We start from the raw sequence: 26,036 nt of genomic DNA, 5'->3' as shown, positions 1-26,036 counted from the left end.
CCGCCGGACGCGAGGGCGGCAGGAGGACGAGATGACCGACGGCACGAGAAACGGCAACGGGGAGTCGGGTCGGCGTCCGTCCGGCCGTACGCCTCGATGACGGCGGCGGGTCGCGCCGCCGGCCGCCTCCTGCCGTCCATCGGCGTGCCGCACCTGGTCGGTGAGGCGTCCCGGACCGTCGGGTCGGCCGCGACCCGGTTGGCCCGAACGGCCGGCCTGAGCCGACGTCGGGTCTGGTCACGCCCCGGTCGCCACCACATCGAGGTGCACGGTGTCTGCCAGGACGGCGGCGACCGGTTGGCCCGGCAGGTCGAGGCCGCGCTGGAACGGCTGCCCGGAGTCGCCTGGGCCCGGGTGAACGCGCCGTCGGGTCGGGTCGTGGTGGCCGTACAGGCTCCCGAGCCGAGGCTGCGCGACCTCATCGCCGCAATCAGCCGCGTCGAGCGGACCTGTGACCACGAACCGGACCCGGAGATCCCACCCCCGCACCCGCCCGAGGAGGGGCCGCGTACACCACGCACCCTCGGCGCGCTCGCCTCGGACGCGTTGGGTCTGACCATCTCGGCGGCCACCCGCATCCTGCCGTTCACACCGTTGCCCGGTGAGGTCGCCGGCCTGCTGGCCGCTGCGGACCTGCAACCGAAACTGCACGCCCTCGTCGGTAGACGACTGCGCTCCGACCCCCGCGCCGACGTCATCTTCCCGCTGGCCGAGGCGGTCGTGCAGGGCCTGACCGGCAGGTGGACGGGGATCGTCCTGGACGGCGCCCAACGGATGGTGCAGTGGGGCGAGGCGCGGGCCCAGCTCGCCGCCTGGGAGGAGGCCGAACCTCGGCTGACCGGTGATCCGGAACGCGCCACCGCCCGGTGGCCGGCGGCCGAACGTCCCTGCCCGAAGCCGGACGGCCCGGTCGAGCGCTACATCAACCGGGTGCTGGCAGCGGGCGCGGCGGCGGCAGCGGCGGCGACACCGTTCGCGGGGCCCAAGCGCGCCGCCGCGCTGGGACTGTCCGCGCTCCCGAAGGCCCCGGGCAGCGGACGGGAGGGGTACGCGGCGCAGCTCGGCCGGGTCCTCGCCCGGCGCGGGGTGATCGCGATGGACCGCAGTGTGCTGCGGGAGCTGGACCGGGTCGACACGCTGGTGCTGGACGCGGCGGTGCTCGGGTCCGAGCGGGGCGTACTCGCCGATCTGGCCCCGGCGGCCGACGCGGACGTCGACGAGGTGGCCGAGCGGGCGTTCGAGCTGTTCGACCCCGCCGACCCGACCGGCGCCCGCGAGTCCGACAGTTGGCGGCTCGCACCCCTGCACCGGCTGCCCGAGGGCGGTCGCGGTGACGTACCCGACGGCGAGCGGCTGCGTACGGCGGGCGGACAGCTGCTCGGGCTGACCAACGGGGGACGACTGGCGGCGCTGCTGCGGGTCGAACCGGAGCCCGCGCCCGGAGTCGACGGTCTACCCGCCGCCGCGCGGCACGCCGGGCTGCGGCTGGTCGTGGCCGGGGGCGACGAGCAGCGGTACGACTTCGCCGACGCGCTGCTGCCCGGTGGAGATCGGCTGGCCGATTCCGTACGCGCGCTTCAGCGCGAGGGCGCGGTGGTGATGCTGGTCTCCGGCGACCGGGCGGCGCTCGGCGCGTCCGACTGCGGCCTGGGAATGTCGGCTCCCGAGGAGTTGCCGCCGTGGGGAGCGCACCTGCTGGTCGGCACCGACCTGCGGGTGGTGACACTGGTGGTCGAGGCGACCGGGGCAGCCCGTCGGATGACCCGGCAGAACATCCGGCTCGCCATGGCGGGCAGCGGGCTGGGCGCGCTGGGCGCGTTCACCGCGCCGCCGGCCCAACTGCCACACCGGGCCCTCGTCGCGGTCAACGGCGCGGCCGCACTGGCGTTCGCGAACGGGGTCTGGCGGGCCCACCGGCTACCCGACCGGTCGGACACGCCGGCGCCGGTGGCGACGGCCTGGCACCTGATGCCGGTACGGACCGTGCTCAACCGCCTGGACACCACGCCGGACGGCCTGACCAGCGCGGAGGCGCACCGCCGACACGACGGCCACGACACGGACGGCAGCACCCCCGCTGGTGGTGGACTGCTGCGGGCGTTCCTGGACGAGCTGTCCAACCCACTGACCCCCGTGCTGGCGGCCGGGGCGGTCCTGTCCGCGTCGTTCGGGTCGCTCGTCGACGCCGCGCTGGTGGGCAGCGTCGTCGGCGGTTCGGCACTGGTCGGGGCCGTGCACGAGCGCAACACGGAACGTTCGCTGGCGGAGCTGCTGTCGCGTTCGGCGGTGACCGCCCGGGTCCGGCGGGACGGGACCGAACGGGTCGTCGCCGCCGAGGACCTGGTGCTCGGCGACGTCATCGCCCTCGAACCGGGCGACTCGGTGCCGGCCGACTGCCGGGTGCTCGAGTCGGTGGGGTTGGAGGCGGACGAGTCGTCGCTGACCGGCGAATCGCTGCCGGTCGCCAAGAGCAACCGGGCGGTCGTCGCCGCGGCCATCGCCGACCGGCACTCGATGCTGTACGAGGGCACCACCGTCGCCGCCGGCCACGGCACCGCCGTCGTGGTGGCGACCGGGGCCGACACCGAGTCCGGCCGCAGTCTGGCGCTGGTCCGTCAGGCGCCCCCGACCAGCGGCGTGGAGGCTCGACTCGGCTCGTTGACCAGCGCCGCCATCCCGTTGGCCGCCGGCTCGGCGATCGCCGTGGCCGGGGCGGGACTGCTCCGGGGCGTACCCCTGGCGCAAACGGCGGCGACCGCCGCGAACCTGGCCGTCGCGTCGGTGCCGGAGGGGCTGCCGTTCCTGGTCAGCGCCGCGCAACTGGCGGCGGCCCGCCGCCTCGCCGCGCACGGCGCGTTGGTCCGCAACCCGCGCACCATCGAGGCTCTGGGCCGGGTGGACGTGCTCTGCTTCGACAAGACCGGCACCCTCACCGAGGGCAAGTTGCTCCTCGCGGGGGTCGGCGACGGTGTCGGTGACCGGTACGCGGCGGTGGACCGGCTCGACGACCGCCTGCGGTCGACTCTCGCCACCGCGTTGCGGGCCACCCCGGCGGCGGCCGATCCGGAGGAGTTGGCGTTGCAGACCGACCGGGCGGTCCGGCGGGGCGCCGCCACGGCACAGGTGGTGGAGCAGACCGGTGCGACCGGCTGGCGGGCGGTCGGGGGGCTGCCGTTCGAGCCGTCGCGGGGCTACCACGCCACCGTCGGACAGACCGACGGGCACCTGCTGTTGAGCGTCAAGGGCGCCCCCGAGACGGTGCTGCCACGCTGCGCGAACCGGCGTACCGACGGCCGGCGGGAGCCGCTGGACGACGCCGGCCGCGCGGAACTCCAGCGCGTGCTGGCCGACCGGGCGGGGGCCGGGCACCGCATCCTCGCCGTCGCCGAGTGCCAGGTGGATTCCGCGCAGATCACCGACACCGATGTCCGAGGGTTGACCTTCGTGGGCTTCCTGGCACTCGCGGACGGCGTGCGGGAGAGCGCCGCCCCGGCGGTACGCCGCATCCGGCAGGCGGGCGTGCACACCATCATGATCACCGGTGACCATCCGGCCACCGCCGAGGCCATCGCGGCCACCATCAGCGAGCACGACGAGCAGCGGGTGGTCACCGCCACCGAACTCGACCAACTGGACGACGAGGCGCTCGCCGAACGACTCGCCACCACCGACGTGGTGGCCCGCTGCACCCCGACGCACAAGGTACGGATCATCCAGGCGTTGCAGAAGTGCGGGCGGACCGTCGCGATGACCGGCGACGGCGCCAACGACGCTCCGGCGATCCGGCTCGCCGACGTCGGCATCGCCCTCGGCCAACGCGGCACGCCGGCGGCCCGGGCGGCCGCCGACCTGGTGGTCACCGACGACCGGTTGGAGACCATCATCGCCACCCTGGTCGAGGGCCGCGCCATGTGGTCCTCGGTCCGGCACGCGCTGAGCATCCTCGTCGGCGGTAACCTCGGCGAGATCGCGTTCAGCGTGCTCAGCGCCGCGGCGACCGGCCGCTCCGCCCTCACCGGACGGCAGCTGCTGCTGGTCAACCTGCTCACCGACCTGGCGCCGGCGCTGGCCATCGCGGTCCGGCCACCCGCCTCGGACCGTACCGACGGACTGCTCCGCGAGGGCCCGGACGCGTCGCTCGGAGAGACCCTGAGCAGGGAGATCGCGCTGCGCGCGGCGTCCACCACGCTGGGCGCGACGGTCGGCTGGACGTTGGCCCGGTACACCGGCACGCAGCGCCGGGCCGGCACGGTAGCGCTCGTCTCGCTTGTCGGCACCCAGCTCGGCCAGACGATCCTGGCCGGAGGCACCAGCCCGGCTGTGCTGGCGTCCACGGCGGCGTCACTGGGAGCGCTGGCCGTCGTGGTGCAGACACCAGGGGTGAGTCAGTTCTTCGGCTGCACGCCGCTCGGACCGGTGGGCTGGACCATCGGCGCCGGATCGGCGCTCGGCGCCACGGTGGCCAACGGCGCGCTCACCAGGCTCGTGGCGCATCTTCCAGCGGCCCGACCCGACCTCGCCCAGCCCACCGACGAGGACTGACCACCGCCTCGCCCGCGTGGACGTGACCCGCCGGGGTACGGAGGTGCGAGGAGGTGGGCATGATGGCCGAACAACCGCAGGTGACGTTCATCGGAACCGCGACGACGGTGCTCCGGATCGGCGGGCTCACCCTGCTGACCGACCCGAATTTCCTGCACCGTGGCCAGCGGGCGTACCTCGGAAAGGGTCTGTGGTCGCGCCGACGCACGGACCCTGCGCTGCGGATCGCCCAGCTCCCGGAGTTGGACGCGGTGGTCCTGTCCCACCTGCACGGCGACCACTTCGACCGGGTGGCACGGCGGGAACTCGACCGCGAGCTGCCGATCGTCACCACGCCCGCCGCCGAACGCAAGCTGCGCCGGTGGGGCTTCCGGGCCGCCGACGGCCTGCCGACCTGGTCGTCCCGGGAGCTGCGCCGCGACGGTACGACCGTGCGTCTGACCTCGATGCCCGGCAAGCACGGCCCGGGCGTCCTGGACCGGCTGCTGCCCGACGTGATGGGCACGATGATCGACGTGGAACGCGGCGGGCGGCGCGAGTTCCGGCTGTACGTCACCGGCGACACGCTCAACCGGCCGCTTCTCGCCCCCATCGCGGAGCGCTACCCGGACATCGACGCGATGCTGATCCACCTCGGTGGCACGAAGGCCGCCGGAATCCTGCTCACCATGGACGCCCGCCAAGGCGCCGACCTGGTGGAGATGGTGCGTCCGAAGCTGACGGTGCCCATCCACTACGACGACTACCCGGTCTTCCGTTCGCCACTGGCACACTTCGTCGACGAGGCCCGCCGTCGGGGCTGGGTCAAGCAGGTCCGCACCATCGCACGCGGCGAGACGGCCCCGCTCATCCCGTGACCTCCGTCGTCGTTGATCCCCCTGGCTAGCCTCATCGCATGCCGTCGTTCCTGGCCAACGGGACTCGTCCGAAACTGTGGCCATCCCTTCCGCTGGCGCTGCTGCTGCCCGGCGGCCTGCTGATGCTGATGGGTGCCACCGACGACCGCGAGCCGCCCCCACCCGTAGGCGTCCTGACGTCAGCCACGGTGATCGCGGTGGAACCGGCCCGGACCACCGACGGCCCCTACGTGCTGCTCCGTGTCGAGGCGATCGGCGGGTCCACCACCTGCGGCATCTACGAGCGGTCGTTCCCGGACCGACGGCTACCGCCGCTGCACCAGCAGCTCACCATCGACTACAGCCCGCAGCGGTGCATGCCGGAGCCGGTCAACACGGAACTGCCCCGGGGGGTCATCGTCGCCACGGGGGCCACCGGACTGACGGTGTCACTCCTGTGGCTCTGGGCCGGTCCGCGCTTCCAACGGCTGACCCGCCGGCGGCGCTCCCGCTCCTGACGTTTCCCGTCACCGCTCTTCGGCACGGAACGGGTCCCGGGCCGGACCCTGCTCGGCCCAGCACAGACCACCCCGGAACTCCACCCCGGGTACGCCGTCGCCGAGCCGGCTGATGTCCACCACGGCCGCCAACGAGGTGACGAGATCCGACCGTAGTTCCTCGACGGCCGTCTCGAGATCGTCGTTCTCCCTGGACCAGTCGATGTCGGCCGCCCGCAGGTCGGCGACCGCGCGACCGGTGACCGCCGCGGGGTCGGTGACGACCACCTCGACCCGACAGTAGAGCTGCACGGTCACGGGGACCGACTGTTCGTCCATCCAGGGATCATGACAAGGACGCCCCACGAGCCGACACGGCATTACCGGAGCGGCTCGGGGAGCGGCACCTCCCCCCGTATCGTCTTCTCGACCAACTCGACGCGCTCCGGGTGAAGCCTGTCGTCGCCCAGGGGGTGGCCGGGCGAATTGATGCAGCGTTGCCCCGTCCCGGCACTGCACACCGGGCAGGAGAGAAAGAACCCGCTCGACGTCACCAGCTCGACACCCTGCGCCAGCGCGGACCTGCCGATCTTGATGAGCGCCTCGAACAGGTCGGGATCCTGGTGCCGCGTAGCGGCAGCGGCCACCTCACGCATTCCATCCCAGAATTGCTCGGCCGAATGTGGTTCGTTCACGTCGATGCGCACGACCGCGGATCCCCGCCTCCCGTCCCGGTAAACGCGGGGTCATGCGCCACACTCATCGGCGGTAACATCCCCGGGCTTTGATCTACAACGGGGAGGACAATCCACATGCGAGGAAAGATCCCGGCCGGCATAGCGATAGCCCTGGCCTTCATGGTTCCGGCAGCGCCGGCGATGGCGCAGAGCGCTGCTCCGGGTCTCAACGGGAGCTGCCAGACGGTCGAGCGCGAGTCGTTCAAGGACATCCGCGACCTGTTCACCATCGACCTGGACACCGCCACCGACACCCAGCTCCGCCTGCTGGCCAACCAGATCCAGGCCACCGCCAAGAAGGAGTCCCTGACCACCCTGCCTGACGTCACTCAGAAGCGGCTGGACGGCACCGCGGATGACCTGCGCGCCTGGCTCAAGAAGGACGTGCAGACCATCTGGGCGACCGATCTGCAGATCAAGGTGGGACAGACGCTGACCGGCGCCGGTCCCAACGTGAAGGCGGCCGCACAGAAGACGCTCGACGCCGCGTCCGTCGACAACTACCTGGCCTACCTGAACGAGGGCCTGTACGCCGCCCGTGCACTCGACTGCGGGTCGCAGCCCACCCCGACGCCGACGACGTCGCAGCCCACCACCCCCACGCCGAGTGCCACGTCGACCGTCCCGCCGACCGCGGCCACCTCCACGAGCCCGGTCGCCGCCGGCGGTGGCGGTGGACTCCCCGTCACCGGCGCCGACACCGCGACTGTGGCTAGCATCGGCGGCGCGCTTCTGCTCAGCGGCGGCGCGAGCTTCGTGATCGCACGCCGGCGTCGCTCCCGCTTCGTGGCGTAGCTCATTCCAGACGCGCCCGGTCCGACACCCGTCGGGCCGGGCGCGTCTGGTTGAAACGCCGTGACCAGCGCTGATGCCCGACCTGAGGTCAACGCTTCTGCACGAACTTGACCTGGTGACCGTCGGGATCGCGCACCCACGCATAGTGGAGCCGCCCGTCGGGCGAGTCCATCGGAGCCACGACGCTCGTCGCACCTGCCGCCATGGCCAGGTCGTAGAACGCGTCGGTGTCCTCGCACCACAGCACGAGCTCGGTCGACGGGCTGTTCCCAGGATCGACACCGAGGCCGACCAACGCGTTGGCCACTGCCGCCGAGGTCAGACCGATCCGAATACCAGCAGCCTCGACCTCGACATGTTCGACAGCACCGCTGGCGGGTGCCCGGAACGCCTCAGTCAGCCCCAGGTGGCGGTAGAAGGCGAGACAGGCATCAAGATCAGCGCAGAAGAGGTTGATCTGAACCTGGGTGGCGACCGTCGTCATGTCGAGACCCTAATCGGCCCGGGAGAAGAACGATGGTGGAGCCCAGGGGACTCGAACCCCTAACCCCTGCCTTGCAAAGGCAGTGCTCTGCCAGTTGAGCTAGGGCCCCGCAAATGGCGGCGACTGGCTCGCCGCCATTTCGACGTCAGCGCAGGTCGGGCGCGGTGGTCGCCTCGTGCCAGAGGGCACGCTCGTCGTTGGCGGCCTTGACCTTGTTGAAGACGACGGCAGCCACGCCGACGACGCCGGCCAGGATCAGCAGCTTCTTGAACATGGGGCAACCCCTCGCGCTCGACTACCGTCGGACGATGTGCGGTGGGGCTAGATGGAATCGAACCATCGACCTCAGAGTTATCAGCTCTGCGCTCTAACCGACTGAGCTATAGCCCCGCGTAGCGACGAGCAAGATTAACCCATCCGCTGCGCCGGCCCCAAATCGGGGTCCGACCGCGGGGGCCGGGCAGTCGCCGCCTGCAAAACCTACCCGAGTACGGGGCGCCGGAGCGACCGCATTCCGCGGTGCGCCGGCGCCCCGTTCACACTCAGTCCCGCTCGGCGAGCGTCAGCTCGATCCCGCCGACCAGGTCGGCGCAGACGTTGTAGACGAATGCCCCCAGCGTGGCCAGCGCGGTGAACAGCACCACGTTGACCAGGCCGATCAGCGCCGAGCTGAGGATCACGCCCTTGGCGGTGATCTGGAACCCGTTGGTGGTCTGCCCGCCACCCGCGTTGACCAGGTCGCTGAGGCTGTCGTTCACGCTCTGGAACACGCCCATCGCGTCCAGCGCCAGGTAGAGCACCGACGTGGCGACCACCACGACGATGAACAGCACCACCGAGACGGCGAACGCGAACTTCATCACGGACCAGGGGTCGATCCGCTTGAGGTTCAGCCGTGCCCGGCGCGGCCCGCGGGACGCCGCCGAGCTGACCGAGCTACGCGCGGCGCGGACGGCCTCGCCGACGCGGGCAGCCCCGACGGCGGACGCGTTGCCGATCCCCGGCGGCAGACCGCCACCGCTCGCGGGGCGACCACCGGGGGACGTACGCCCCGGATCCGGCGGCATCATGCCCGGTGTGATCCGGGGCTGCGTGCCGGTAGCCCCGGTCGATGTCGCCTGACCGGGTCGGGTGCTGATCGGCTGCGTTGTCGTCGGACGCGCCGGGTTCGGGGCGGCCGCCGTGGGGGCCGCCCCGGTGGACGCCGAAGCCTCGCCGGCCGACTTGTCGGCCTTGGCCTCACCCGATCCCGCGTCCTCACCGGGCTGTTCCGGCGGGGGTGCCATGCCGGGAGCCCGGGTGAATTTCGGGGCAGGCGCGTCGGCGGGAACCGTGGCCCGGCCCACGGCCGCGCGGCCGGTCGCTGGTGTGCCGCCCTTGGCGGCCTCCTCGTCGACCGGGTTGGCCGAGGTCCCCGTGTTCCCCGACTTCGCCTGTGTCTCCGTCATTCAACTAGTCCTGTTCGTCAGGCTCGTCGGCATTGCGAGCAATCGCCACGATAGTCACGCCGTCCGGGAGGTCCATCAGCTTGACCCCCATTGTGTTCCGGTCACGCGTACGGCGTACAGGCTTCACCGGAGTCCGGATGACACCACCGTTGCTGGTGATCGCGAACAGCTCGTCGTCCGGGTCGATCACCACCGCACCGACCAGACCACCGCGCCGTTCGGTGATCTTCGCAGTCAGCACGCCCTTACCTCCCCGGCCCTGCACCGGGTATTCCTCGATCGGGGTACGTTTCGCGTATCCCCCGTTCGTGGCCACCAGGACGTCCAGACCCTCCCGAACGACCTCCATGGCGAGCAGGACGTCGTCGTCCGTGAAGCGCATGCCGATCACGCCCGAGGTGGCCCGACCCATCGGCCGCAACGCCTCGTCCGAGGCGTTGAACCGGATCGCCTGTGCCTTCTTCGAGACCAGCAGCAGGTCGTTCTCCGGCGCCACCAGAGCAGCACCGACCAGCTCGTCCTCATCGCGCAGGTTGATCGCGATGATGCCGCCGGAACGGTTGGAGTCGAACTCCTCGAGCCGCGTCTTCTTCACCAGGCCGTTCTTCGTGGCCAGTACCAGATAGGGCGCTACCTGGTAGTCCGGGATTTCGATGATCTGCGCGATCTGCTCATCCGGTTGGAAGGCGAGCAGATTGGCCACGTGTTGGCCCTTGGCTACCCTACTGGCTTCCGGCAACTCGTACGCCTTGGCCCGGTACACCCGGCCCTTGTTCGTGAAGAACAGGATCCAGTCGTGGGTCGAGCACACGAAGAAGTGGCTGACGATGTCGTCCTGTCGCAGCGTGGCGCCACTGACGCCCTTACCGCCCCGCCGCTGGGAGCGGTACAGGTCGACCTTCGTCCGCTTCGCGTACCCCGTCCGCGTGATCGTGACGACCACGTCCTCCCGGGCGATGAGGTCCTCCATCGAGACCTCGCCGTCGAACGGGATGATCTGCGTACGCCGATCGTCGCCCCACTTCGCGACGATCTCGCCCAGCTCCTCCGAGACGATCCGCCGCTGCCGCTCCGGCTTCGCGAGGATGTCCTTCAGGTCGGCGATCTCGACTTCGAGCTTGGCCAGGTCGTCGAGGATCCGCTGCCGCTCCAGCGCGGCGAGGCGACGCAGCTGCATGTCCAGGATCGCGGTCGCCTGGATCTCGTCGATCTCCAGCAGCCGGATCAGGCCCTGCCGGGCGTCGTCCACCGTCGGCGACCGCCGGATCAGCGCGATCACCTCGTCCAGGGCGTCCAGCGCCTTGGACAGACCGCGCAGGATGTGCGCCCGCTCCTCCGCCTTGCGTAGGCGGAACGCCGTCCGCCGGCGGATCACGTCGATCTGGTGCTCGACGTAGTACCGGATGAACTGCGCCAGGTTCAGCGTGCGCGGCACCCCGTCGACAAGCGCCAGCATGTTGGCGCCGAACGTCTCCTGAAGCTGCGTGTGCTTGTAGAGGTTGTTGAGCACCACCTTGGCGACCGCGTCGCGCTTGAGCACCAGCACGATCCGCATACCGGTACGACCGGAGGACTCGTCGCGGATGTCGGCGATCCCGGCGAGCTTGCCCTCCTTGATCAGCTCGGCGATCCGCTCGGCGAGGTTGTCCGGGTTGACCTGGTAGGGCAGCTCGCTGACGACCAGGCAGGGACGACCCCGCTTGTCCTCCTCGACCTCCACCACGGCCCGCATCCGGATCGAGCCACGACCCGTGCGGTACGCGTCCTGGATCGCCGTCGTGCCGACGATCAGACCGTGGGTCGGGAAGTCCGGGCCCTTGACGATGCCGAGCAGCGCCTCGAGGGTGGTCTCCTCGTCCTCCTCCGGGTGCTCCAGGCACCACTGCACGGCCGCGCCGATCTCCCGCAGGTTGTGCGGCGGGATCTTGGTGGCCATGCCGACCGCGATGCCCTCGGAGCCGTTCACCAACAGGTTGGGGATCCGCGACGGCAGGATGGTGGGCTCCTTGGCCCGCCCGTCGTAGTTGTCCTGCAGGTCGACGGTGTCCTCGTCGATGTCCCGCAGCATCTCCATGGCCAGCGGGTCGAGCTTGCATTCGGTGTTGTGGCTGACGAACCCGTCCGAGACGAACGAGTGGTCGTCGGTGTCGACCCGGACGCTGTAGACCGGCTGCATACCGGCGTCCGTGATCTGCGCCACCTCGGCGTAGTAGAAACGCCCGTCGACCAACGGCTCGACCACGTCGAGCACCTCGGAGTTGGTGATCCGCGCCGCGATCTCGTCGCGGTCCCGCTCCCACCGCTCGATGCGGTCCACGTTGTGCCGGCGCAGCCAGTCCCGCTCCGTCCAGCGCGTCGCGCCGTGCTCGCGAATGAAGTCGCCGACCAGCGGCACATGGTCACTGGAGAGCGCAGTGCTGCTCGCGGGCACCTGGGCCAGCTCGGCCTCCAGCTTGGCCTGCTTGCGGCCGAGGAAACCGACGTGCGCGGCGAAGATCCGGGCGTCGCGGCGGTTGGTCACCACAACCTTGATCTCGCCGCTGTCGTAGCGGGTCTGCCGGCTGATCACGCCGAACTCCAGCAGCAACTGCTGAACCTCGGCCGCCAGCCGCTCGCTGCGGGTCGAGTACGAGATCTGCATGGTGTTGCGCGGCAGTAGCGAGGACGAGCCGTCGCCCTCGAACAGGGACTGGAGGAACGCTCGCTTGATCGCGGCGGGCCCCTGCCAGACGAACTCGGGAACGAACTTCGCGGCGCTACGCGCCCCCAGCAACTCGCCGAGGACGCTCGCCCGCAGGGCGGTGAGATCCTGCACGTCGAGTTCGTGGAGGGTGCTGCCGGAGGCGATGACCCGCTCGCTGACGTACCGGGGCCCGCCCACGGCGAGGTCGTAGGCGGCGAGGACGCGGACGAAGAACTCCCGGTCCACGTTGTTGAACCCGGCCCGGTTCGGAGAGACCCACCCCTCGCTGACGAAGGCACCGGCGAGGACGGCCGCCTCGACGTGCTCCAGCATCGGGTAGCCGATCTCGTCCGGCACCGAACGCTGGAGGACCACCCGGTCGCCGGGGGAGATCTCGGCGAGGAGCTTCCACAGCAGGGTCGGTACGCCGGCGACGTCCACCAGGCAGAGCACCGGATGGTTGTGGGTGCCGGTCAGCTCGTACCCCTCGCGGGTGCGCAGCCGCAGTGTCGGGTGCGCGCCGGAGTGGAAGAACTTGCTGGCGCGGACCAGGTCGCCGTTGCGGTCGCGGACCTTGAGGTCGATGTCGGTCTCGCTGGCCGGCGCGGCGTCAGCGACCACATCCGCGATCCGCACGCTGCCCTCGGCAGTGCGAATACGGACATCCGCCGTGACGCAGTAGCGCATCGCGGCAGCCGGATCGTTACCGGGCGAGCCGAAGTTGCCGTTGCCGTCGACCAGCGGGTAGCGCAGCGACCAGGGCTGCGCCATCCGGACCAGCGCGTCGTAGATCGCCGAGTCACCGTGCGGGTGGAACTGGCCCATCACGTCGCCGACGACGCGGGAGCACTTCACGTAGCCGCGGTCCGGCCGGTAGCCGGAGTCGAACATGGCGTAGAGGATCTTGCGGTGGACCGGCTTGAGCCCGTCCCGGACGTCCGGCAGCGCGCGCCCGACGATGACGCTCATCGCGTAGTCGAGGTAGGAGCGCTGCATCTCCACCTCGAGCCCGACCGGTTCGATCCGGTCGTGCGCGACCACCGCGGCGATGGCCTCGGTGGGGACCTCGGGCTCGTTCGGTGTGGACTCGGGGGAATCGGTCACTGTATACCCTTATCAGACTCAGAGTCGTTTTTGTGCTGTGGATAACGGCTGTGGATAGCCGTCAAGCTGTGGATAACTCTGTGGACCGGCGGGCCAGCCGGGTCCTGCCCGGCTGGCCCGCCGACGTCCGTCAGATGTCCAGGAACCGCACATCCTTGGCGTTGCGCTGGATGAACGACCGGCGGGCTTCGACGTCCTCACCCATCAAGACGCTGAACAACTCGTCTGCGGTTGCAGCGTCGTCGAGCGTGACCTGCCGCAGGGTGCGGGTCGCCGGGTTCATCGTGGTCTCCCACAGCTCGGGATAGTTCATCTCGCCGAGACCCTTGAACCGCTGGATGTCGTCCGGCTTGGCGTTGGCCTTCTTCTGCTGGCGCAGCGCGATCAGCCCGTCCCGCTCACGGTCGGAGTAGGCGTACTGCGCGTCGTCGCCCTTCTTGTTCCACTTGATCTTGTAGAGCGGCGGGGCGGCCAGGTAGACGTGCCCCAGCTCGACCAGCGGACGCATGAAGCGGAACAGCAGGGTGAGCAGCAGCGTCTGGATGTGCTGGCCGTCGACGTCCGCGTCGGCCATCAGCACGATCTTGTGGTACCGCAGCTTCTCGATGTCGAAGTCGTCGTGGATGCCGGTGCCGAGCGCGGTGATCAGCGCCTGGACCTCGTTGTTCTTGAGCACCCGGTCGATCCGGGCCTTCTCCACGTTGAGGATCTTGCCGCGGATCGGGAGGATCGCCTGCGTACGCGGGTCGCGGCCCTGCTTGGCCGAGCCGCCGGCCGAGTCGCCCTCGACGATGAAGACCTCGGACTCGCGCGGATCGGTGGACTGGCAGTCAGCCAGCTTGCCGGGCATCGAGCCGGACTCCAGCAGCGACTTGCGCCGGGCCAGCTTGCGGGCCTGCTGCGCGGCGATGCGGGCGCGGGCCGCCTGGGACGCCTTCTGGATGATCATCTTGGCTTCGGCCGGGTTGCGGTCGAACCAGTCCACCAGCCACTCGTTGCAGACCCGCTGCACGAAGCTCTTCACCGGGGTGTTGCCGAGCTTGGTCTTCGTCTGACCCTCGAACTGCGGGTTGGCGAGCTTGACCGAGATGATCGCCGCGAGCCCCTCGCGGATGTCCTCACCGGAGAGCTTCTCGTCGCCCTTGAGCAGCTTCTTGTCGGTGCCGTACCGGTTGACGACGCTGGTCAGCGCGGAACGGAAGCCCTCCTCGTGGGTGCCGCCCTCATGCGTGTTGATCGTGTTGGCGAAGGTGTAGACCGACTCGCCGTACGACTCGTTCCACTGCATGGCGATCTCGACCGACATGCCTTCTTCCTCGGCACCGAACTCGACCACGGTCTTGTGGATCGGATTCTTCGAGGCGTTGAGGTGCCGGACGAAGTCGGAGATGCCGCCCTCGTAGTAGAAGGTCACCTCGCGCTGCCGGCCGTCCTCCTCCTGGGACACCCGCTCGTCGAGCAGGTGGATGCGGAGGGCCCGGTTGAGGAAGGCCATCTCCTGGAGGCGCCGGTAGATGGTCTGGAAGTCGAAGTCGACGGTCTCGAAGACGTCGGGATCGGGCCAGAAGGAGACCGCCGAGCCGGTGCGGTCGGTGGCCTCGCCCTTCTCCAGCGGGCTCGGCTTGGAGTTGGTGTAGTGCTGCCGCCAGACGGAGCCAGACTTGTGGATCTCCACAAACATCTTGGTGGAGAGTGCGTTCACCACGGAGACACCGACGCCGTGCAGGCCGCCGGAGACCGCGTACGCCTTGCCGTCGAACTTGCCACCCGCGTGCAGGATGGTCAACGCGACCTCGACACCCGGCTTCTTGAGCTTGGGGTGCAGGTCGACGGGGAAGCCCCGGCCGTTGTCGGTGACCCGGACGCCGCCGTCGGCGAGCAGCACCACGTCGATGGTGTCGCAGTATCCGGCGAGCGCCTCGTCGACCGCGTTGTCGACGACCTCCCAGACGAGGTGGTGCAGACCGCGTTCGCCGGTGGACCCGATGTACATACCGGGCCGCTTGCGGACCGCCTCCAGACCTTCGAGAACGGTGATCGACTCTGCGCCGTACTCCTGCTTGTCCTGCGCTGCCACCCTCGGCCACTTTCTCGCGTCGTCGGCGCCGGTGGGGCGCGTCGGGCGCGGGTTCGGCGGGACAGGACGCGACGTCGGCGCGCGGACCGGTGCCGGAGACCTCCGGACAACGGGTCGAACGCGCCGGTCGCCGCGGTCGCCCGCGGATCGCGATCGGCTCGACCCGGAGTGGAGAATGACCTGGGGCCACCGGCCCCGTTCCCTCGCTCCGCACCGGGTCTTCGTCTCGCTGTCAATCCTACTGTGCGCGGAGGACAGAACCACCACTCGGCACCCTCAACGAGGCGGCTGAGATGTCCGTAGCCGGCAGAACCCCGTTACCCGCGACTCCCCCCACACGCCAGGCTCTGTTCGGACGCGCCGCCCCCGAGCGGGTTGACCCGCGCCCGGGCGGGTCGGGGGTCGCGGCCGGATCGTCCGTGCCGTACGTTTGCGGCGCCCCGGGTAGCGGCCTTGATCTTTACCGGTCGGAACCGGGACGATCGACCCGATCGACCCGACACGTGCTCTTTAAGAGGTGACAGATGGGGCTGGACAACGTCGCGGTGCACTGGCCGCGGACCGGCCGCTTCTACGATCCGGTGGCGCCGGCCGAGTTCGTCGACTTCGGCGAGATCGTCGACCTGCCACGGATCTCCGCGCCGACGGCGGCGCTGGCCGAGCTGATCGCGAAGACCGGCACCATCCGGGCGACCGCGTACACCGAGCTGGTGGATCTTCTGCTCGGTCTCGAAGGTGTGTTGTACGCCACAGACGCCGCGGCCGAGGACGAGGACCCGGTGATCGACCCGGACGGCTGCGCCTGGATCGCCGGCGGCATCGAACGGTTCGTGGCCGGCCACCGGGAGTACGGCGAGACGGTCACCTTCGACTCGGTGAGTACCGTGCTGCGGTCCCTGCTCGGCGACGGGCGGCTGGCGGAGCAGCAGTTGCGCTGGCTGGACACCCGGCTCGACGCGTTGCGCGACGAGAGCGGTGATCCGCCGCAGTGGAACTTCACCTGCGCGGAGCTGGGCGTGCTGGCGGCGTTCTACCGGCGTTGCGCCGAGCGCGGCTTCGCCGTCTACGCCGACGCCTGAGCCCCCGGGCCGGCGGGCCGGCTGGCGGCGGCGATCACCTGGGTGAGCGCCGCGTGCAGGTGTTGCAGGTCCTCGACGGGCAGTCCGAGGCGCTGCACGATCGCGGCCGGGATCCGCTCGGCCTGGTCGCGCAGGGCCACGCCGCTGGCGGTGAGGGTGACGGCGAGGCTGCGCTCGTCGGCGGCGTCCCGCTCCCGGCGCAGGTAGCCGGCCGCTTCGAGCCGCTTGAGCAGGGGTGACAGGGTGCCCGGGTCGAGCTGCAACAGGCGGCTGAGGTCGCGGCCGGACAGCGGCGCGTGCTGCCAGAGCGCCAGCATCACCAGGTACTGCGGGTGGGTCAGACCCATCGGCTCCAACAGGGGCCGGTAGACGGCCACCACGCTGCGTGCCGCGACCGACAGCGCGAAGCAGACCTGTTGCTCCAGCGCCAGCGGATCGGCGCCCTGCGGCTGGTCGCTCATCGGTTGATCTCCTCGCGCACGGCAACTATCGTACAGACCGTTGGTGTACCAATCGTTGGTGCGGCAATCCTAGTCTGATGGCACGCGGAGGGACGGCAGATGAGCGAGGACGGCGCGACCACCAGAGCACCGGGCGAGGGCGGTCGGCTCCTGAGCTGGGCCTTCCGGCACTTCGCCGGGCCGGCCGACGGCGTGCAGGGCGCGGTGCAGGGCGGTTCGACGGCAGCCCGCGAGGCATGGAAACGTGACCTGGCCGAGCGCAAGCGCTACACCCAGGAACAGCGCGAGCGCCGGCGCGCGGCCCGCGAGGCGCAGCGGCGGCGCTGAGAGCCGACTCAGCCGTACGTGTCGCGCGGTCCCCGCCCGCGTACCCGCCGTGGGCCCTTCTGCCAGGACGGCGCGGCCGGCCCGTGGATGTGCAGCTTGCGCACCACGTTGTGGCCGACCTCCTGGGCGATCTGCTTGAGCAACGAGCCGGCCAGCAGCCGCAACTGGGTGGCCCACGCCGTCGAGCGCGCCTCCACGGTCAACTCGCCGTCCTCCAGCTTGACCGGCCGGCTGTGCTGGGCGACCTCCGCGCCGACCACCCGCTCCCACGCGCCGAACACGGTGGCCTCGGCCGCGGGCTGCTGCCAGCCCCGCGCCTTCACCAGCCGGTTCAGCACCGCGCCCAGAGGCTGCGGGTCGCGCGGGTCCGGCCCGGGGCCGGAGTAACCACGCAACCGCCGTCCCGAGCCGCCGTCGCTGCCGCCGCCACCGGAGGTACGCCGGGTGCGCGCCGCCGCCTGCCGGCGGGACAGCGCGGCGTCGAGCACCGCCCGCGCCAACTCCGGGCCGCTGGGCCCCTCCGGCTGCCCGTCGGTCGCCCCGGCCGGTGGAGTACGCCCGCCCGCGGCGTCCCCGGCCTGCCGGCCGCTGCCGGTGGACGTGGCGCGCGGCGACCGGGCCTCTGACTCATCCGACACTGCTTACCGTCCCCTCGCCGACCTGGTAGCGGGTGCCCCGCAACGCGGCCGGAACGTCGTCGTCCACGGCACAGGTGACCAGCAGTTGACTCGCCCCGCCGACCAGTTCCGCCAGCCGCTCCCGACGCCCGGCGTCCAACTCGGCGAAGACGTCGTCGAGCACCAGGACCGGTTCGATGCCGTCGGCGCGCAGCAGGTCGTACCCGGCGAGTCGCAGCGCGAGCGCGAACGACCAGGATTCGCCGTGGCTCGCGTACCCCTTGGCGGGCAGCGGGCCGAGCGACAGGGCCAACTCGTCGCGGTGCGGCCCGACGAGCGTCGTGCCCCGTTCGATCTCGGCGGTCCGCGAGGCGGCGAGCGCGGTCGTCAGCGCCTCGGCCAGCGTGGCCCGGTCGGTGGTCGGCTCGGCCAGTTCGACGGACGGCCGGTAGGCGATGCCGGCCGCGCCCCGGCCCGCGGCCACCGCGTCGTACGCCTTGGCGACGTGCGGGGTGAGCGCGGCGACCAGTTCCAGTCGGCCCGCGAGCAGTTCCGCGCCGTGCTGGGCCAGGTGGGTGTCCCACACGGCGAGGGTGCCGAGGTCGCCGCCCCGGGAGCCGCCGGTCTTGCGGGCCAGGTACGCGGTACGCAGCAGGGCGTTGCGCTGCTTGACCACACGTTCGTAGTCGGCGCGTACGCCCGCGTAGCGGGGTTGCCGGTTGACCAGGAGATCGTCGAGGTAGCGGCGACGCTCGGACGGATCGCCCCGGACCAGCTCCAGGTCCTCCGGGGCGAACAGCACCAGCCGCAGCGCCCCGAGCACGTCGCGCGCCCGCCGGGCGGGGGATCGGCCCAGTCGGGCGCGGTTGGCCCGACCCGGCACGATCTCCAGCTCGACGAGGAGTTCCCGCCCATCGTGTACGACCGCGCAGCGGATCACCGCCGAGGAGGCGCCCATCCGGACCAGTGGCGCGTCCGTGGCGACCCGGTGCGAGTCCAGGGTCGCCACGTAACCGAGCGCCTCGACGAGGTTGGTCTTGCCGACGCCGTTGGCGCCGATCAGGACGTTCGCCCCCGGCTGGAGGTCGACGGCGACCCGCTCGTACGAGCGGAAGTCGACCAGTTCCAGCCGGCGGACGTACACAGGTTGTGGATACCGCTCAGCGCTTGTGGACGGCGTGGCCGCCGAACTGCTGGCGCAGCGCGGCGACGGCCTTCATGGCGGGCGAGTCGTCCTGTCGCGACTGGAACCGGGCGAACAGGGAGGCGGTGATGACGTTCAGCGGCACGGCGAGCCGGACCGCCTCGTCGACCGTCCAGCGACCCTCGCCGGTGTCCTCGGTGTAACCGCTCAGGTCGGCCAGCTCCGGGTCCTCGTCGAGAGCGCGGTCCAGCAGGTCGAGCAGCCAGGAGCGGACCACGGTGCCTTCGCGCCAGGACTTGAACACCCCGGGGACGTTGGTCACCAGTTCGGACGCGGTCAGCAGCTCGTAGCCCTCGGCGTAGGCGTGCATCAGGCCGTACTCGATGCCGTTGTGCACCATCTTCGAGTAGTGCCCGGCGCCCACGGGGCCGGCGTGCACGAAACCGAACTCGCCCTCCGGCTTGAGCGCTTCGAAGATCGGCATGAGCCGGTCGACGTGCTCCTGGGCCCCGCCCACCATCAGCCCGTAGCCGTTCTGCCGGCCCCAGACACCCCCGGAGACGCCGACGTCCACGTAACCGATGCCGCGCTCGTTCAGCCGCTCGGCGCGGGGAGCGTCGTCGCTGAAGCGCGAGTTTCCGCCGTCGATGATGATGTCGCCGTCACCGAGCACCTCGGCGAGATCGTCGATCGTGGCATCGGTGACGCCGGCGGGCACCATGACCCAGACGGCACGCGGCGATTCGAGCTTCTGGGCCAGCTCGGCGAGGTTAGCCGCGTCGCTCAGCTGCGGGTTGTGATCGAATCCGACCACTTCGTGGCCGGCAGCCCGCAACCGCTCGCGCATGTTGCCGCCCATCCGGCCGAGTCCTACCAGGCCGAGCTGCATTTGTTCCTACCTCCGTGGATCTGGTGTTGCTGGGCCGATCAGCGAGAGACGCGGATCGGCATGATGAGGTACCGATACCCCGGAATGACCTCACCATCCTCGCCGGCGGGTGAGATCACCGCCGGCTTGAAAGCGTCGACGAACGAGAGTACGGCGGTCTGGGCGCCCAGGTTTGCCAGGCCGTCGATGAGGTACTGGGGGTTGAAGCCGATGGTGAGCGGGTCACCGGTGAAGGTGGCCTCCATCGCCTCGCTCGCCCGCGCCTCCTCGGAGCCGCCGGCCTCGACCACCAGCCCGTCGGCGCTGAAGCTGAGCAGCACCGGAGTGGTGCGCTCGGCCACCAGGGCGACCCGCTTGACCACCTCGATCAGCGTGCTCACCGGAACCCGCGCCTCGGCGTTGTGGGTGGCCGGGAAGAGCGAGCGCACCGGCGGGTAGTTGGCGCCGTCGAGCAACCGGCTCGTGGTGCGACGGGTGCCACCGGCGAGGCCGACCATGCCCTCGCCCGCCGCGCCCTGGGCGAGGGCGAGGGTGACCTCGCCACCCAGCGGGCCGAGCGCCTTGGCGGTGTCGTTCAGGGTGCGGGCCGGGACCAGGGCGTTGATGCTGACCTCGGGGTCGTCGGGCCGCCACTGGATCTCGCGCAGCGCCAGCCGGTACCGGTCGGTGGCGAGCATCGACAGCGTGTTGCCGGAGAGCTCGACGCGGACACCGGTCATCATCGGCAGCGTCTCGTCACGGCCGGCGGCGATGGCCACCTGGGCGACCGCCGTGGCGAAGGCCGCGGCGTCGACGGTGCCGGCGCTCTGCGGCATCTCGGGCAGGGCGGGGTAGTCCTCCACCGGCATGGTGGGCAGGGTGAACCGCGCGCTGCCGCAGACCAGCTCGAGGTGGGCGCCGACCGCGGCGATGTCGACCGGCTTGGCCGGCAACGCCTTGGTGATCTCGGCGAGCAGACGGCCGGAGACCAGCGCGGCGCCGTCGGCGTCACCCTGCACCTCGACGGTCACCTGACTGGAAACCTCGTAGTCGAAACCGGAGACCCGCAGGTTGCCGTCGGTGACGCGGAGCATCACCCCGGCGAGCACCGGTACGGACGGCCGGTTGGGCAGGCTCTTCGCGGTCCACGCCACGGCCTCGGCGAGCGCGTCGCGCTCCACTCGGAACTTCATCAATGCCTCCGCGTCGACGTCAGCGACAACTCTCTCATGCCGACCGCTGCCTACCGTCCCGCCCGACCGTGCGGGTGTCCATCGCACCTTAGGGCGCGGGGACATCGGCTGTGCGCCCGACCCCATGGATCGTGTCGATGCTGACCGGCCTGTCCGGCAGCGTTCGACACGATCCACAGAAAGCCCAACGGTGATGATTGGTTTTTGTTCTCTTAGAAGAGATAACCCATCGTCTTCATCGCACCTGTGCAAACTGTGGAGAACTCGGGTCTGCGCAGCTCAGACACGTTATCCACCGGTGAGTTGGCTGTGGAGAACCGGGTGTGAAACCGCGTCACTTGTCCACAACCCGGCGACCCGGGCCGGTTGTCCACCGTTGTCCACCGGTTGTCCACCGGTAATCCACCGACTTTCTCCCCAAGCCTGTGGACGGCCGAGAAGATCACTATTGCGGTTGTCCCCAGAACCTTCAACAGCTCGTACACAGGTGGACGATCATCGGTGGATAACCTCGTCGTTGTCCCCAGGCGTCCACAGCGTCGTACACAGGGTTTCTCCACAGCCTGTGGGTAACCGACGCGAGACCGACCGTAGTTATCCACCGTCGGTGGATAACGAGTTGTGGACAACGAGTGAGTTTCGAGGTGGACACGGCACCGATCCTGTGGCCTACACCATGTCGAGGGTCAAGCCGAAGCCCTCGACGGGCGGCGCAACGAGCGCCGTCGGAGCCGGATCGAGGCGGCGCGACGTCCAGACAAGAACGCCCGGCCGGAGATCCGGCCGGGCGTGTCCCGGGGCGCGTGGTGGCGTACCCCTCAGGTGTTCTGCTTGATCCGGTTGGTCAGCTCGGCGATCTGGTTGTAGAGCGAGCGCCGCTCGGCCATCTGCTGGCGGATCTTGCGGTCCGCGTGCATGACCGTGGTGTGGTCCCGCCCGCCGAATGCCTGCCCGATCCTCGGCAACGACAACTCGGTCAGCTCCCGGCACAGGTACATGGCGACCTGGCGGGCGTTGACCAGGACGCGCGAGCGGGACTGGCCGCGCAGATCCTCCAGGCTCACGCCGAAGTAGTCGGCCGTGGAGACCATGATCTGGTCCGCCGTGATCTCCGGACCGGCGCCGTCCGGGATGAAGTCCCGCAGCACCTCCTCGGCGAGCGACAGCTCCACCGTCGACCGGGTGAGGCTGGCGAACGCGGTCACCCGGATCAGCGCGCCCTCCAGCTCCCGGATCGAGTTCGACACCCGGGAGGCGATGAACTCCAGCACGTCCGGCGGGGCGTAGAGGCGTTCCTGCGCCGCCTTCTTCTGCAGGATCGCGATCCGCGTCTCCAGGTCCGGTGGCTGGATGTCGGCCAGCAGACCCCACTCGAAGCGCGTCCGCAGCCGGTCCTCCAACGTGGCCAACTGCTTCGGCGACCGGTCCGAGGTGATCACGATCTGCTTGTTGGCGTTGTGCAGGGTGTTGAAGGTGTGGAAGAACTCCTCCTGCGTGCGCTCGCGGTTCTCCAGGAACTGGATGTCGTCGATCAGCAGGATGTCGACGTCGCGGTAGCGCCGCTGGAACGCACTGGTCTTGTCGTCCCGGAGCGAGTTGATGAAGTCGTTGGTGAACTCCTCGGTCGAGACGTACCGCACCGACCGGGCGTTGCCGAGCGTCGTGGCGTAGTGCCCGATGGCGTGCAGCAGGTGCGTCTTGCCCAACCCGGAGCTGCCGTAGATGAACAGCGGGTTGTACGCCTTCGCCGGCGACTCGGCCACCGCCACGCTCGCCGCGTGGGCGAACCGGTTGGACGAGCCGATGACGAACGTCTCGAACATGTACTTCGGGTTCAACCGGTTGCCGCCGGTGTCGGTGCCGGGCAGTCGGCGGTCGTCCCGCCCGCCGGGGCGGTGCTCCATCCCGCTACGACCCGGGCCGCTGTCCGTCGCCCCCTCCCGGGGGAGCGGACGGATCACATGCTGGTCCCGGGGCGACGTGGCGTCCTCCCGGTAGCGGGGCTCGTACGGTCGGGTGTCGGGGCCGGGCGGGTCGAGGCGGGCCGCCTGCTCGTCGTACCCCCGCCGTTCGGGTGCCGGTCGAGGCGACCGCATCGGCTCGACGAAGGCCGCGCTGAACAGCGCCTCCTGCCCGTCCCGGCTGTTCGGGATCAGCCCGGGCCGGTGCCCGTCCCTGGTCGCCGAGGAAGGTGGACCGGCCGGCGCGGGCGGTACGGCGGTCTCGGGCAGCCGTGGTGCGAGCTGCTCACCGACCGCTTCGTCGGTGACGGACCGACCGGCGTACTCGTCTCCGAACGGCCCCGACGGCGGTTCGTCGACGTCGAGTGGCCCGGGCTCCGGGGTGCTGCGGTACACGGTGCCGGCCGGGCGGCCGGTGGCGTCCTCGGCCACCCGCACGGTCACGGCAACCTGGATCGGCCGGCCGAGCCGGCGGGTCAGCGCCTCGGTGATCGCCGGGCGGAGCCGCGACTCGATCACGTCCCGGGTGAACGCGTCCGGTACCGAGAGCAGCGCGGTGTCCTCGACGATCGCCCGCAGCCGGGTCAACCGGAGGTAGGCGCGCTGCTGGGCGGAGATGATCTCGTCGGCGAGCTCGTCGGTCGCCGCCAACCACACCGCGGCAAGGTCGGTCGTACCGGCCACCGTCGTGCCACCCCCTCGCCTCTGCTCCCGGCCGCCGCTGTCTGCCAGCCGCCCGTCCCGGGCCCGCCGCGTGCACGGGTGGAACATCACCCACCCGGACAACTGACCAGCGCTCGTCCACAGGTTATCCACAGCCTGTGCACCGACCGATTGTGGCCGCCCGCCGGGCGCGGGACCTGCCCCTGCCTGGACGGCCGCTGAAGCGGGTTCACCGTGCCGAACGATTCACCAGCGTGTCCGGTCTTGCCTGCGCGCGACGACCGGAGCATCCGACGCTCACCGCAATCGGGCACGGTAACAGCGTTGTCCCTGCCCCATCAACCGGCGACGCCACGGCGACCTTGTCGGCATCAGCGAAAACCGTCCCTTCGGTCCCGGGCGCGTCCTGACCTCCCCGCTGCGGATGTTTGACGGTCATTGCACCCCTGCGTAGGCTGGAGCGGCTGCTCTCTCGCCCTCTGCTAGGGTGATGGGTGCTTGCTGTCCGCGGTCGCGTCCCCGCACCGCTGGTCCCGCTCCGCAGGGCAGCACCGAACGGTGGCCATCGTCGAGGTGGCCTGGACCACCCCACGACCCCGGCGATCCCGTCGCTCGGGGCGCGTACGAAAACGGAGAGCCTGACGTGAGCAAGCGCACCTACCAGCCGAACAACCGCCGGCGCGCGAAGACCCACGGCTTCCGGCTGCGCATGCGCACCCGTGCCGGCCGTGCCATCCTCTCGAGCCGCCGCGCCAAGGGTCGTACCACCCTGTCGGCCTGAGCCGACCGGGCCGGTCCGGGGGACGTGGGCAGTCGTGCTGGCCGCCGCACAGCGACTGCGGCGCAGCACTGACTTCGCCGCAGCGGTTCGCGGTGGCCGACGCGTCGGCCGAGGCGCCGTCGTGGTCCACCTGACCATGCCGGCGGCCACCGACCACAGCACAACGACCTCGCCGAAGCCGGCGCGAGAGCCTGGCGCGGAGCAACCCTCCGCCCCGGCCCGCGCCGGCTTCGTCGTATCCAAGGCTGTCGGCAACGCGGTGGTCCGCAACAAGGTCCGGCGGCGACTACGGGCGCTGGTCTCAGAGCGGCTGGGCGCGCTGCCCGATGGCAGCACCCTGGTCGTCCGGGCGCTGCCGGCCGCGGCCGAGGCGTCGTACGCCCGGCTCACCACCGACCTGGACGCCGCCATCGCGGTTGCCCGGTCGCCACGCGAGAGGCGAACCCGGTGAGCGCCGATCCGATCGCCACACGTCCGCCGTCAACCGGTGCCAGGGTGCTGATCGCGCCCATCATCGCGTACCGTCGGTGGATAAGTCCGGCACTGCCGGCACGCTGCCGGTTCTACCCGTCGTGCAGTGCGTACGCCCAGGAGGCGCTCGTACGGCACGGTGCGTTCCGGGGGGCCGTGCTGGCGGTCCGGCGGTTGCTGCGCTGCCACCCCTTTCACCCTGGTGGACATGACCCGGTTCCGGAGCCGGGCGGTCGCCGCCGTGTCGATGTGACTGGAGCCCCGAATTGAGTCTCGACTGGATCTACTTCGCGATTTCGTGGATCCTGCTGACCTGGCACTCTGCCTGGGACGCCATCGGGGTGCCCGTCGACGCGGTGATCGGCACCAACTTCGCCTGGATCCTGGCCATCGTCTTCCTGGTGGTCACCGTCCGGGTCATCCTGTTCCCGGTCTTCGTCAAGCAGATCAAGTCCCAGCGTGCGATGCAGGCGCTGCAGCCCAAGGTCAAGGAGCTGCAGGAGAAGCACAAGGGTGACCGGGAGACGCTCCAGAAAGAGATGATGGAGCTGTACCGGAAGGAGAAGGCCAACCCGCTGATGGGTTGCCTTCCGATGTTCCTCCAGATCCCGGTCTTCCTCGGTCTCTTCCACGTGCTGCGTCGCCTCGACCCGGCCAAGCAGAGCAAGACGCTCTACGGCTGGACGGTCGAGCAGTTCGACAGCGCGTCCAACGCCAAGCTCTTCACCGCCCCGATCGCCGGCAAGTTCGGCTCGACGGCCGACGAACTCGCCCGCCTCGGCGCGAACGGCACCACCGTCAAGATCATCGCCGGCGTCCTGGTGCTGGTCATGATCGCGACCACCTACCTGACCAGCCGCCAGATGATCCTCAAGACCGGCTGGGCCGAGGACCCGCAGCAGCGGATGATCCAGCGCCTGATGCTCTACGGCATCCCTGCCTCGCTGCTGATCTCCGGCGCGATTTTCCCGATCGGTGTGATCATCTACTGGGTCACGAACAACCTCTTCACCCTCGGCCAGCAGCAGTGGGTGCTGCGGAAGTTCCCGCCGCCGGTGACCGCCAAGAAGGCCACCGCCCCCGCGGCCAGCCGCAACCCGGTGCAGCCCGCCAAGTCCGGTGGCCTCTTCGGACGAGGCAAGCCCGCCGCCCCGGCCGCGCCCGTCAAGGCCGCCGCGCCGAAGGTGGCCGGCCCGAAGCCGGGCGCCAAGCCGGCCAACCCGAAGAAGAGCCGCCCCGCCAAGCGGCAGGGCTGACCGCCGTGTGGC

The 26,036-nt window shown here is 70.5% G+C and carries 23 protein-coding genes and 2 tRNA genes; 10 read left to right on the top strand and 15 right to left on the bottom strand.

Going from position 1 to position 26,036, the window contains the following annotated elements:
• The first annotated feature begins 96 nt into the window (after positions 1–96).
• The 3 genes from ACTFTM_RS01180 to ACTFTM_RS01170 are packed head-to-tail and all read left to right on the top strand — an operon-like array spanning position 97 to position 5,896.
• Positions 97–4,542: an HAD-IC family P-type ATPase gene (locus tag ACTFTM_RS01180; protein WP_449564041.1), complete on the top strand. Its 4,446-nt coding sequence runs from the start codon at positions 97–99 to the stop codon at positions 4,540–4,542.
• Between the two features lie 59 nt (positions 4,543–4,601).
• Positions 4,602–5,399, top strand: coding sequence for an MBL fold metallo-hydrolase (locus tag ACTFTM_RS01175; RefSeq protein ID WP_449564040.1), 798 nt, complete (start codon positions 4,602–4,604; stop codon positions 5,397–5,399).
• 38 nt (positions 5,400–5,437) lie between these two features.
• Positions 5,438–5,896 (top strand): hypothetical protein, encoded by a 459-nt coding sequence (locus tag ACTFTM_RS01170; RefSeq protein ID WP_449564039.1) that lies wholly within the window; start codon positions 5,438–5,440, stop codon positions 5,894–5,896.
• Positions 5,897–5,905: 9 nt separating this feature from the next.
• On the opposite strand, the gene ACTFTM_RS01165 is transcribed toward ACTFTM_RS01170, so the two are convergent.
• Together ACTFTM_RS01165 and ACTFTM_RS01160 are read right to left on the bottom strand one after the other, a co-directional pair.
• Positions 5,906–6,214: a hypothetical protein gene (locus tag ACTFTM_RS01165; protein WP_449564038.1), complete on the bottom strand. Its 309-nt coding sequence runs from the start codon at positions 6,212–6,214 to the stop codon at positions 5,906–5,908.
• A 41-nt stretch (positions 6,215–6,255) separates the two neighbouring features.
• The gene (locus tag ACTFTM_RS01160; protein WP_449564037.1) at positions 6,256–6,582 is read right to left on the bottom strand and encodes a zinc finger domain-containing protein; all 327 of its coding nucleotides are present in this window, start codon (positions 6,580–6,582) and stop codon (positions 6,256–6,258) included.
• A gap of 105 nt (positions 6,583–6,687) precedes the next feature.
• On the opposite strand from ACTFTM_RS01160, the gene ACTFTM_RS01155 reads away from it, so the two are divergent.
• On the top strand, positions 6,688–7,407 hold the full coding sequence (locus ACTFTM_RS01155; protein ID WP_449564036.1) for an LPXTG cell wall anchor domain-containing protein: 720 nt from the start codon (positions 6,688–6,690) through the stop codon (positions 7,405–7,407).
• Between the two features lie 88 nt (positions 7,408–7,495).
• On the opposite strand, the gene ACTFTM_RS01150 is transcribed toward ACTFTM_RS01155, so the two are convergent.
• From ACTFTM_RS01150 to gyrB, 7 genes are all read right to left on the bottom strand, one after another.
• Positions 7,496–7,891 carry a VOC family protein gene (locus ACTFTM_RS01150; protein WP_449564035.1) on the bottom strand — a complete coding sequence of 132 codons (396 nt, stop codon included), beginning with the start codon at positions 7,889–7,891 and terminating at the stop codon, positions 7,496–7,498.
• Positions 7,892–7,924: 33 nt separating this feature from the next.
• Positions 7,925–8,000, bottom strand: a tRNA-Ala gene (locus ACTFTM_RS01145).
• Between the two features lie 36 nt (positions 8,001–8,036).
• Positions 8,037–8,165: a DLW-39 family protein gene (locus tag ACTFTM_RS01140; RefSeq protein WP_007453934.1), complete on the bottom strand. Its 129-nt coding sequence runs from the start codon at positions 8,163–8,165 to the stop codon at positions 8,037–8,039.
• Positions 8,166–8,207: 42 nt separating this feature from the next.
• A tRNA-Ile gene (locus ACTFTM_RS01135) sits at positions 8,208–8,281 on the bottom strand.
• A 152-nt stretch (positions 8,282–8,433) separates the two neighbouring features.
• Positions 8,434–9,339, bottom strand: a complete 906-nt coding sequence (locus ACTFTM_RS01130) for a DUF3566 domain-containing protein (protein WP_449564034.1) — start codon at positions 9,337–9,339, stop codon at positions 8,434–8,436.
• Positions 9,340–9,343: 4 nt separating this feature from the next.
• A complete protein-coding gene (gyrA, locus tag ACTFTM_RS01125) occupies positions 9,344–13,126 on the bottom strand; it encodes an intein-containing DNA gyrase subunit A (protein WP_449564033.1) in 3,783 nt (1,260 codons plus the stop codon).
• Positions 13,127–13,256: 130 nt separating this feature from the next.
• On the bottom strand, positions 13,257–15,203 hold the full coding sequence (gyrB, locus tag ACTFTM_RS01120; protein WP_449564032.1) for a DNA topoisomerase (ATP-hydrolyzing) subunit B: 1,947 nt from the start codon (positions 15,201–15,203) through the stop codon (positions 13,257–13,259).
• A gap of 524 nt (positions 15,204–15,727) precedes the next feature.
• Between gyrB and ACTFTM_RS01115 the strand changes: the two genes are divergently transcribed.
• Complete coding sequence (locus tag ACTFTM_RS01115; RefSeq protein WP_449564031.1) at positions 15,728–16,282, top strand: hypothetical protein; 555 nt, start codon at positions 15,728–15,730, stop codon at positions 16,280–16,282.
• Here ACTFTM_RS01115 and ACTFTM_RS01110 read toward each other — a convergent pair.
• Positions 16,267–16,743 (bottom strand): MarR family winged helix-turn-helix transcriptional regulator, encoded by a 477-nt coding sequence (locus ACTFTM_RS01110; protein ID WP_449564030.1) that lies wholly within the window; start codon positions 16,741–16,743, stop codon positions 16,267–16,269. The genes ACTFTM_RS01115 and ACTFTM_RS01110 overlap by 16 nt on opposite strands.
• Before the next feature lie 99 nt (positions 16,744–16,842).
• Between ACTFTM_RS01110 and ACTFTM_RS01105 the strand changes: the two genes are divergently transcribed.
• On the top strand, positions 16,843–17,070 hold the full coding sequence (locus ACTFTM_RS01105; RefSeq protein ID WP_449564029.1) for a hypothetical protein: 228 nt from the start codon (positions 16,843–16,845) through the stop codon (positions 17,068–17,070).
• 8 nt (positions 17,071–17,078) lie between these two features.
• Here ACTFTM_RS01105 and ACTFTM_RS01100 read toward each other — a convergent pair whose 3' ends face one another.
• The 5 genes from ACTFTM_RS01100 to dnaA form a co-directional block, all read right to left on the bottom strand.
• Complete coding sequence (locus ACTFTM_RS01100; protein WP_449564028.1) at positions 17,079–17,708, bottom strand: DUF721 domain-containing protein; 630 nt, start codon at positions 17,706–17,708, stop codon at positions 17,079–17,081.
• Entirely contained in the window at positions 17,698–18,831 is a 1,134-nt protein-coding gene (gene recF / locus ACTFTM_RS01095) for a DNA replication/repair protein RecF (RefSeq protein WP_449564027.1), read from the bottom strand. The genes ACTFTM_RS01100 and recF overlap by 11 nt, the downstream gene beginning before the upstream one ends.
• A 16-nt stretch (positions 18,832–18,847) precedes the next feature.
• On the bottom strand, positions 18,848–19,720 hold the full coding sequence (gnd, locus tag ACTFTM_RS01090) for a phosphogluconate dehydrogenase (NAD(+)-dependent, decarboxylating) (RefSeq protein ID WP_449564026.1): 873 nt from the start codon (positions 19,718–19,720) through the stop codon (positions 18,848–18,850).
• Positions 19,721–19,758: 38 nt separating this feature from the next.
• Positions 19,759–20,892 (bottom strand): DNA polymerase III subunit beta, encoded by a 1,134-nt coding sequence (gene dnaN, locus ACTFTM_RS01085; RefSeq protein ID WP_449564025.1) that lies wholly within the window; start codon positions 20,890–20,892, stop codon positions 19,759–19,761.
• An 818-nt stretch (positions 20,893–21,710) separates the two neighbouring features.
• On the bottom strand, positions 21,711–23,537 hold the full coding sequence (dnaA, locus tag ACTFTM_RS01080) for a chromosomal replication initiator protein DnaA (protein ID WP_449564024.1): 1,827 nt from the start codon (positions 23,535–23,537) through the stop codon (positions 21,711–21,713).
• Between the two features lie 622 nt (positions 23,538–24,159).
• Between dnaA and rpmH the strand changes: the two genes are divergently transcribed.
• From rpmH to yidC, 4 genes are read left to right on the top strand one after another with little or no spacing between them, the layout of a single operon-like run.
• Positions 24,160–24,297, top strand: a complete 138-nt coding sequence (gene rpmH / locus ACTFTM_RS01075; protein ID WP_007453904.1) for a 50S ribosomal protein L34 — start codon at positions 24,160–24,162, stop codon at positions 24,295–24,297.
• A 34-nt stretch (positions 24,298–24,331) separates the two neighbouring features.
• Positions 24,332–24,748 carry a ribonuclease P protein component gene (gene rnpA / locus ACTFTM_RS01070; RefSeq protein ID WP_449564023.1) on the top strand — a complete coding sequence of 139 codons (417 nt, stop codon included), beginning with the start codon at positions 24,332–24,334 and terminating at the stop codon, positions 24,746–24,748.
• On the top strand, positions 24,745–25,038 hold the full coding sequence (yidD, locus tag ACTFTM_RS01065; protein ID WP_449564022.1) for a membrane protein insertion efficiency factor YidD: 294 nt from the start codon (positions 24,745–24,747) through the stop codon (positions 25,036–25,038). Before rnpA ends, yidD begins: the two co-directional genes overlap by 4 nt.
• Positions 25,035–26,024: a membrane protein insertase YidC gene (gene yidC / locus ACTFTM_RS01060; protein WP_449564021.1), complete on the top strand. Its 990-nt coding sequence runs from the start codon at positions 25,035–25,037 to the stop codon at positions 26,022–26,024. The genes yidD and yidC overlap by 4 nt, the downstream gene beginning before the upstream one ends.
• The last annotated feature ends 12 nt before the right edge of the window (positions 26,025–26,036 follow it).

Source organism: Micromonospora sp. RB23, from assembly GCF_053585025.1.
The sequence above is the reverse complement of the archived record's forward strand: the minus strand, read 5'-3'. Positions and strand labels throughout refer to the sequence as shown.

What these genes read in the sequence shown, in the direction of transcription:
- ACTFTM_RS01180 (WP_449564041.1), top strand. Translation starts at nt 97, where the DNA reads ATGACGGCGGCGGGTCGCGCCGCCGGCCGCCTCCTGCCGTCCATCGGC.
- ACTFTM_RS01175 (WP_449564040.1), top strand. Translation starts at nt 4,602, where the DNA reads ATGATGGCCGAACAACCGCAGGTGACGTTCATCGGAACCGCGACGACG.
- ACTFTM_RS01170 (WP_449564039.1), top strand. Translation starts at nt 5,438, where the DNA reads ATGCCGTCGTTCCTGGCCAACGGGACTCGTCCGAAACTGTGGCCATCC.
- ACTFTM_RS01165 (WP_449564038.1), bottom strand. Translation starts at nt 6,214, where the DNA reads ATGGACGAACAGTCGGTCCCCGTGACCGTGCAGCTCTACTGTCGGGTC.
- ACTFTM_RS01155 (WP_449564036.1), top strand. Translation starts at nt 6,688, where the DNA reads ATGCGAGGAAAGATCCCGGCCGGCATAGCGATAGCCCTGGCCTTCATG.
- ACTFTM_RS01150 (WP_449564035.1), bottom strand. Translation starts at nt 7,891, where the DNA reads ATGACGACGGTCGCCACCCAGGTTCAGATCAACCTCTTCTGCGCTGAT.
- ACTFTM_RS01140 (WP_007453934.1), bottom strand. Translation starts at nt 8,165, where the DNA reads ATGTTCAAGAAGCTGCTGATCCTGGCCGGCGTCGTCGGCGTGGCTGCC.
- ACTFTM_RS01130 (WP_449564034.1), bottom strand. Translation starts at nt 9,339, where the DNA reads ATGACGGAGACACAGGCGAAGTCGGGGAACACGGGGACCTCGGCCAAC.
- ACTFTM_RS01115 (WP_449564031.1), top strand. Translation starts at nt 15,728, where the DNA reads ATGGGGCTGGACAACGTCGCGGTGCACTGGCCGCGGACCGGCCGCTTC.
- ACTFTM_RS01110 (WP_449564030.1), bottom strand. Translation starts at nt 16,743, where the DNA reads ATGAGCGACCAGCCGCAGGGCGCCGATCCGCTGGCGCTGGAGCAACAG.
- ACTFTM_RS01105 (WP_449564029.1), top strand. Translation starts at nt 16,843, where the DNA reads ATGAGCGAGGACGGCGCGACCACCAGAGCACCGGGCGAGGGCGGTCGG.
- gnd (WP_449564026.1), bottom strand. Translation starts at nt 19,720, where the DNA reads ATGCAGCTCGGCCTGGTAGGACTCGGCCGGATGGGCGGCAACATGCGC.
- dnaN (WP_449564025.1), bottom strand. Translation starts at nt 20,892, where the DNA reads ATGAAGTTCCGAGTGGAGCGCGACGCGCTCGCCGAGGCCGTGGCGTGG.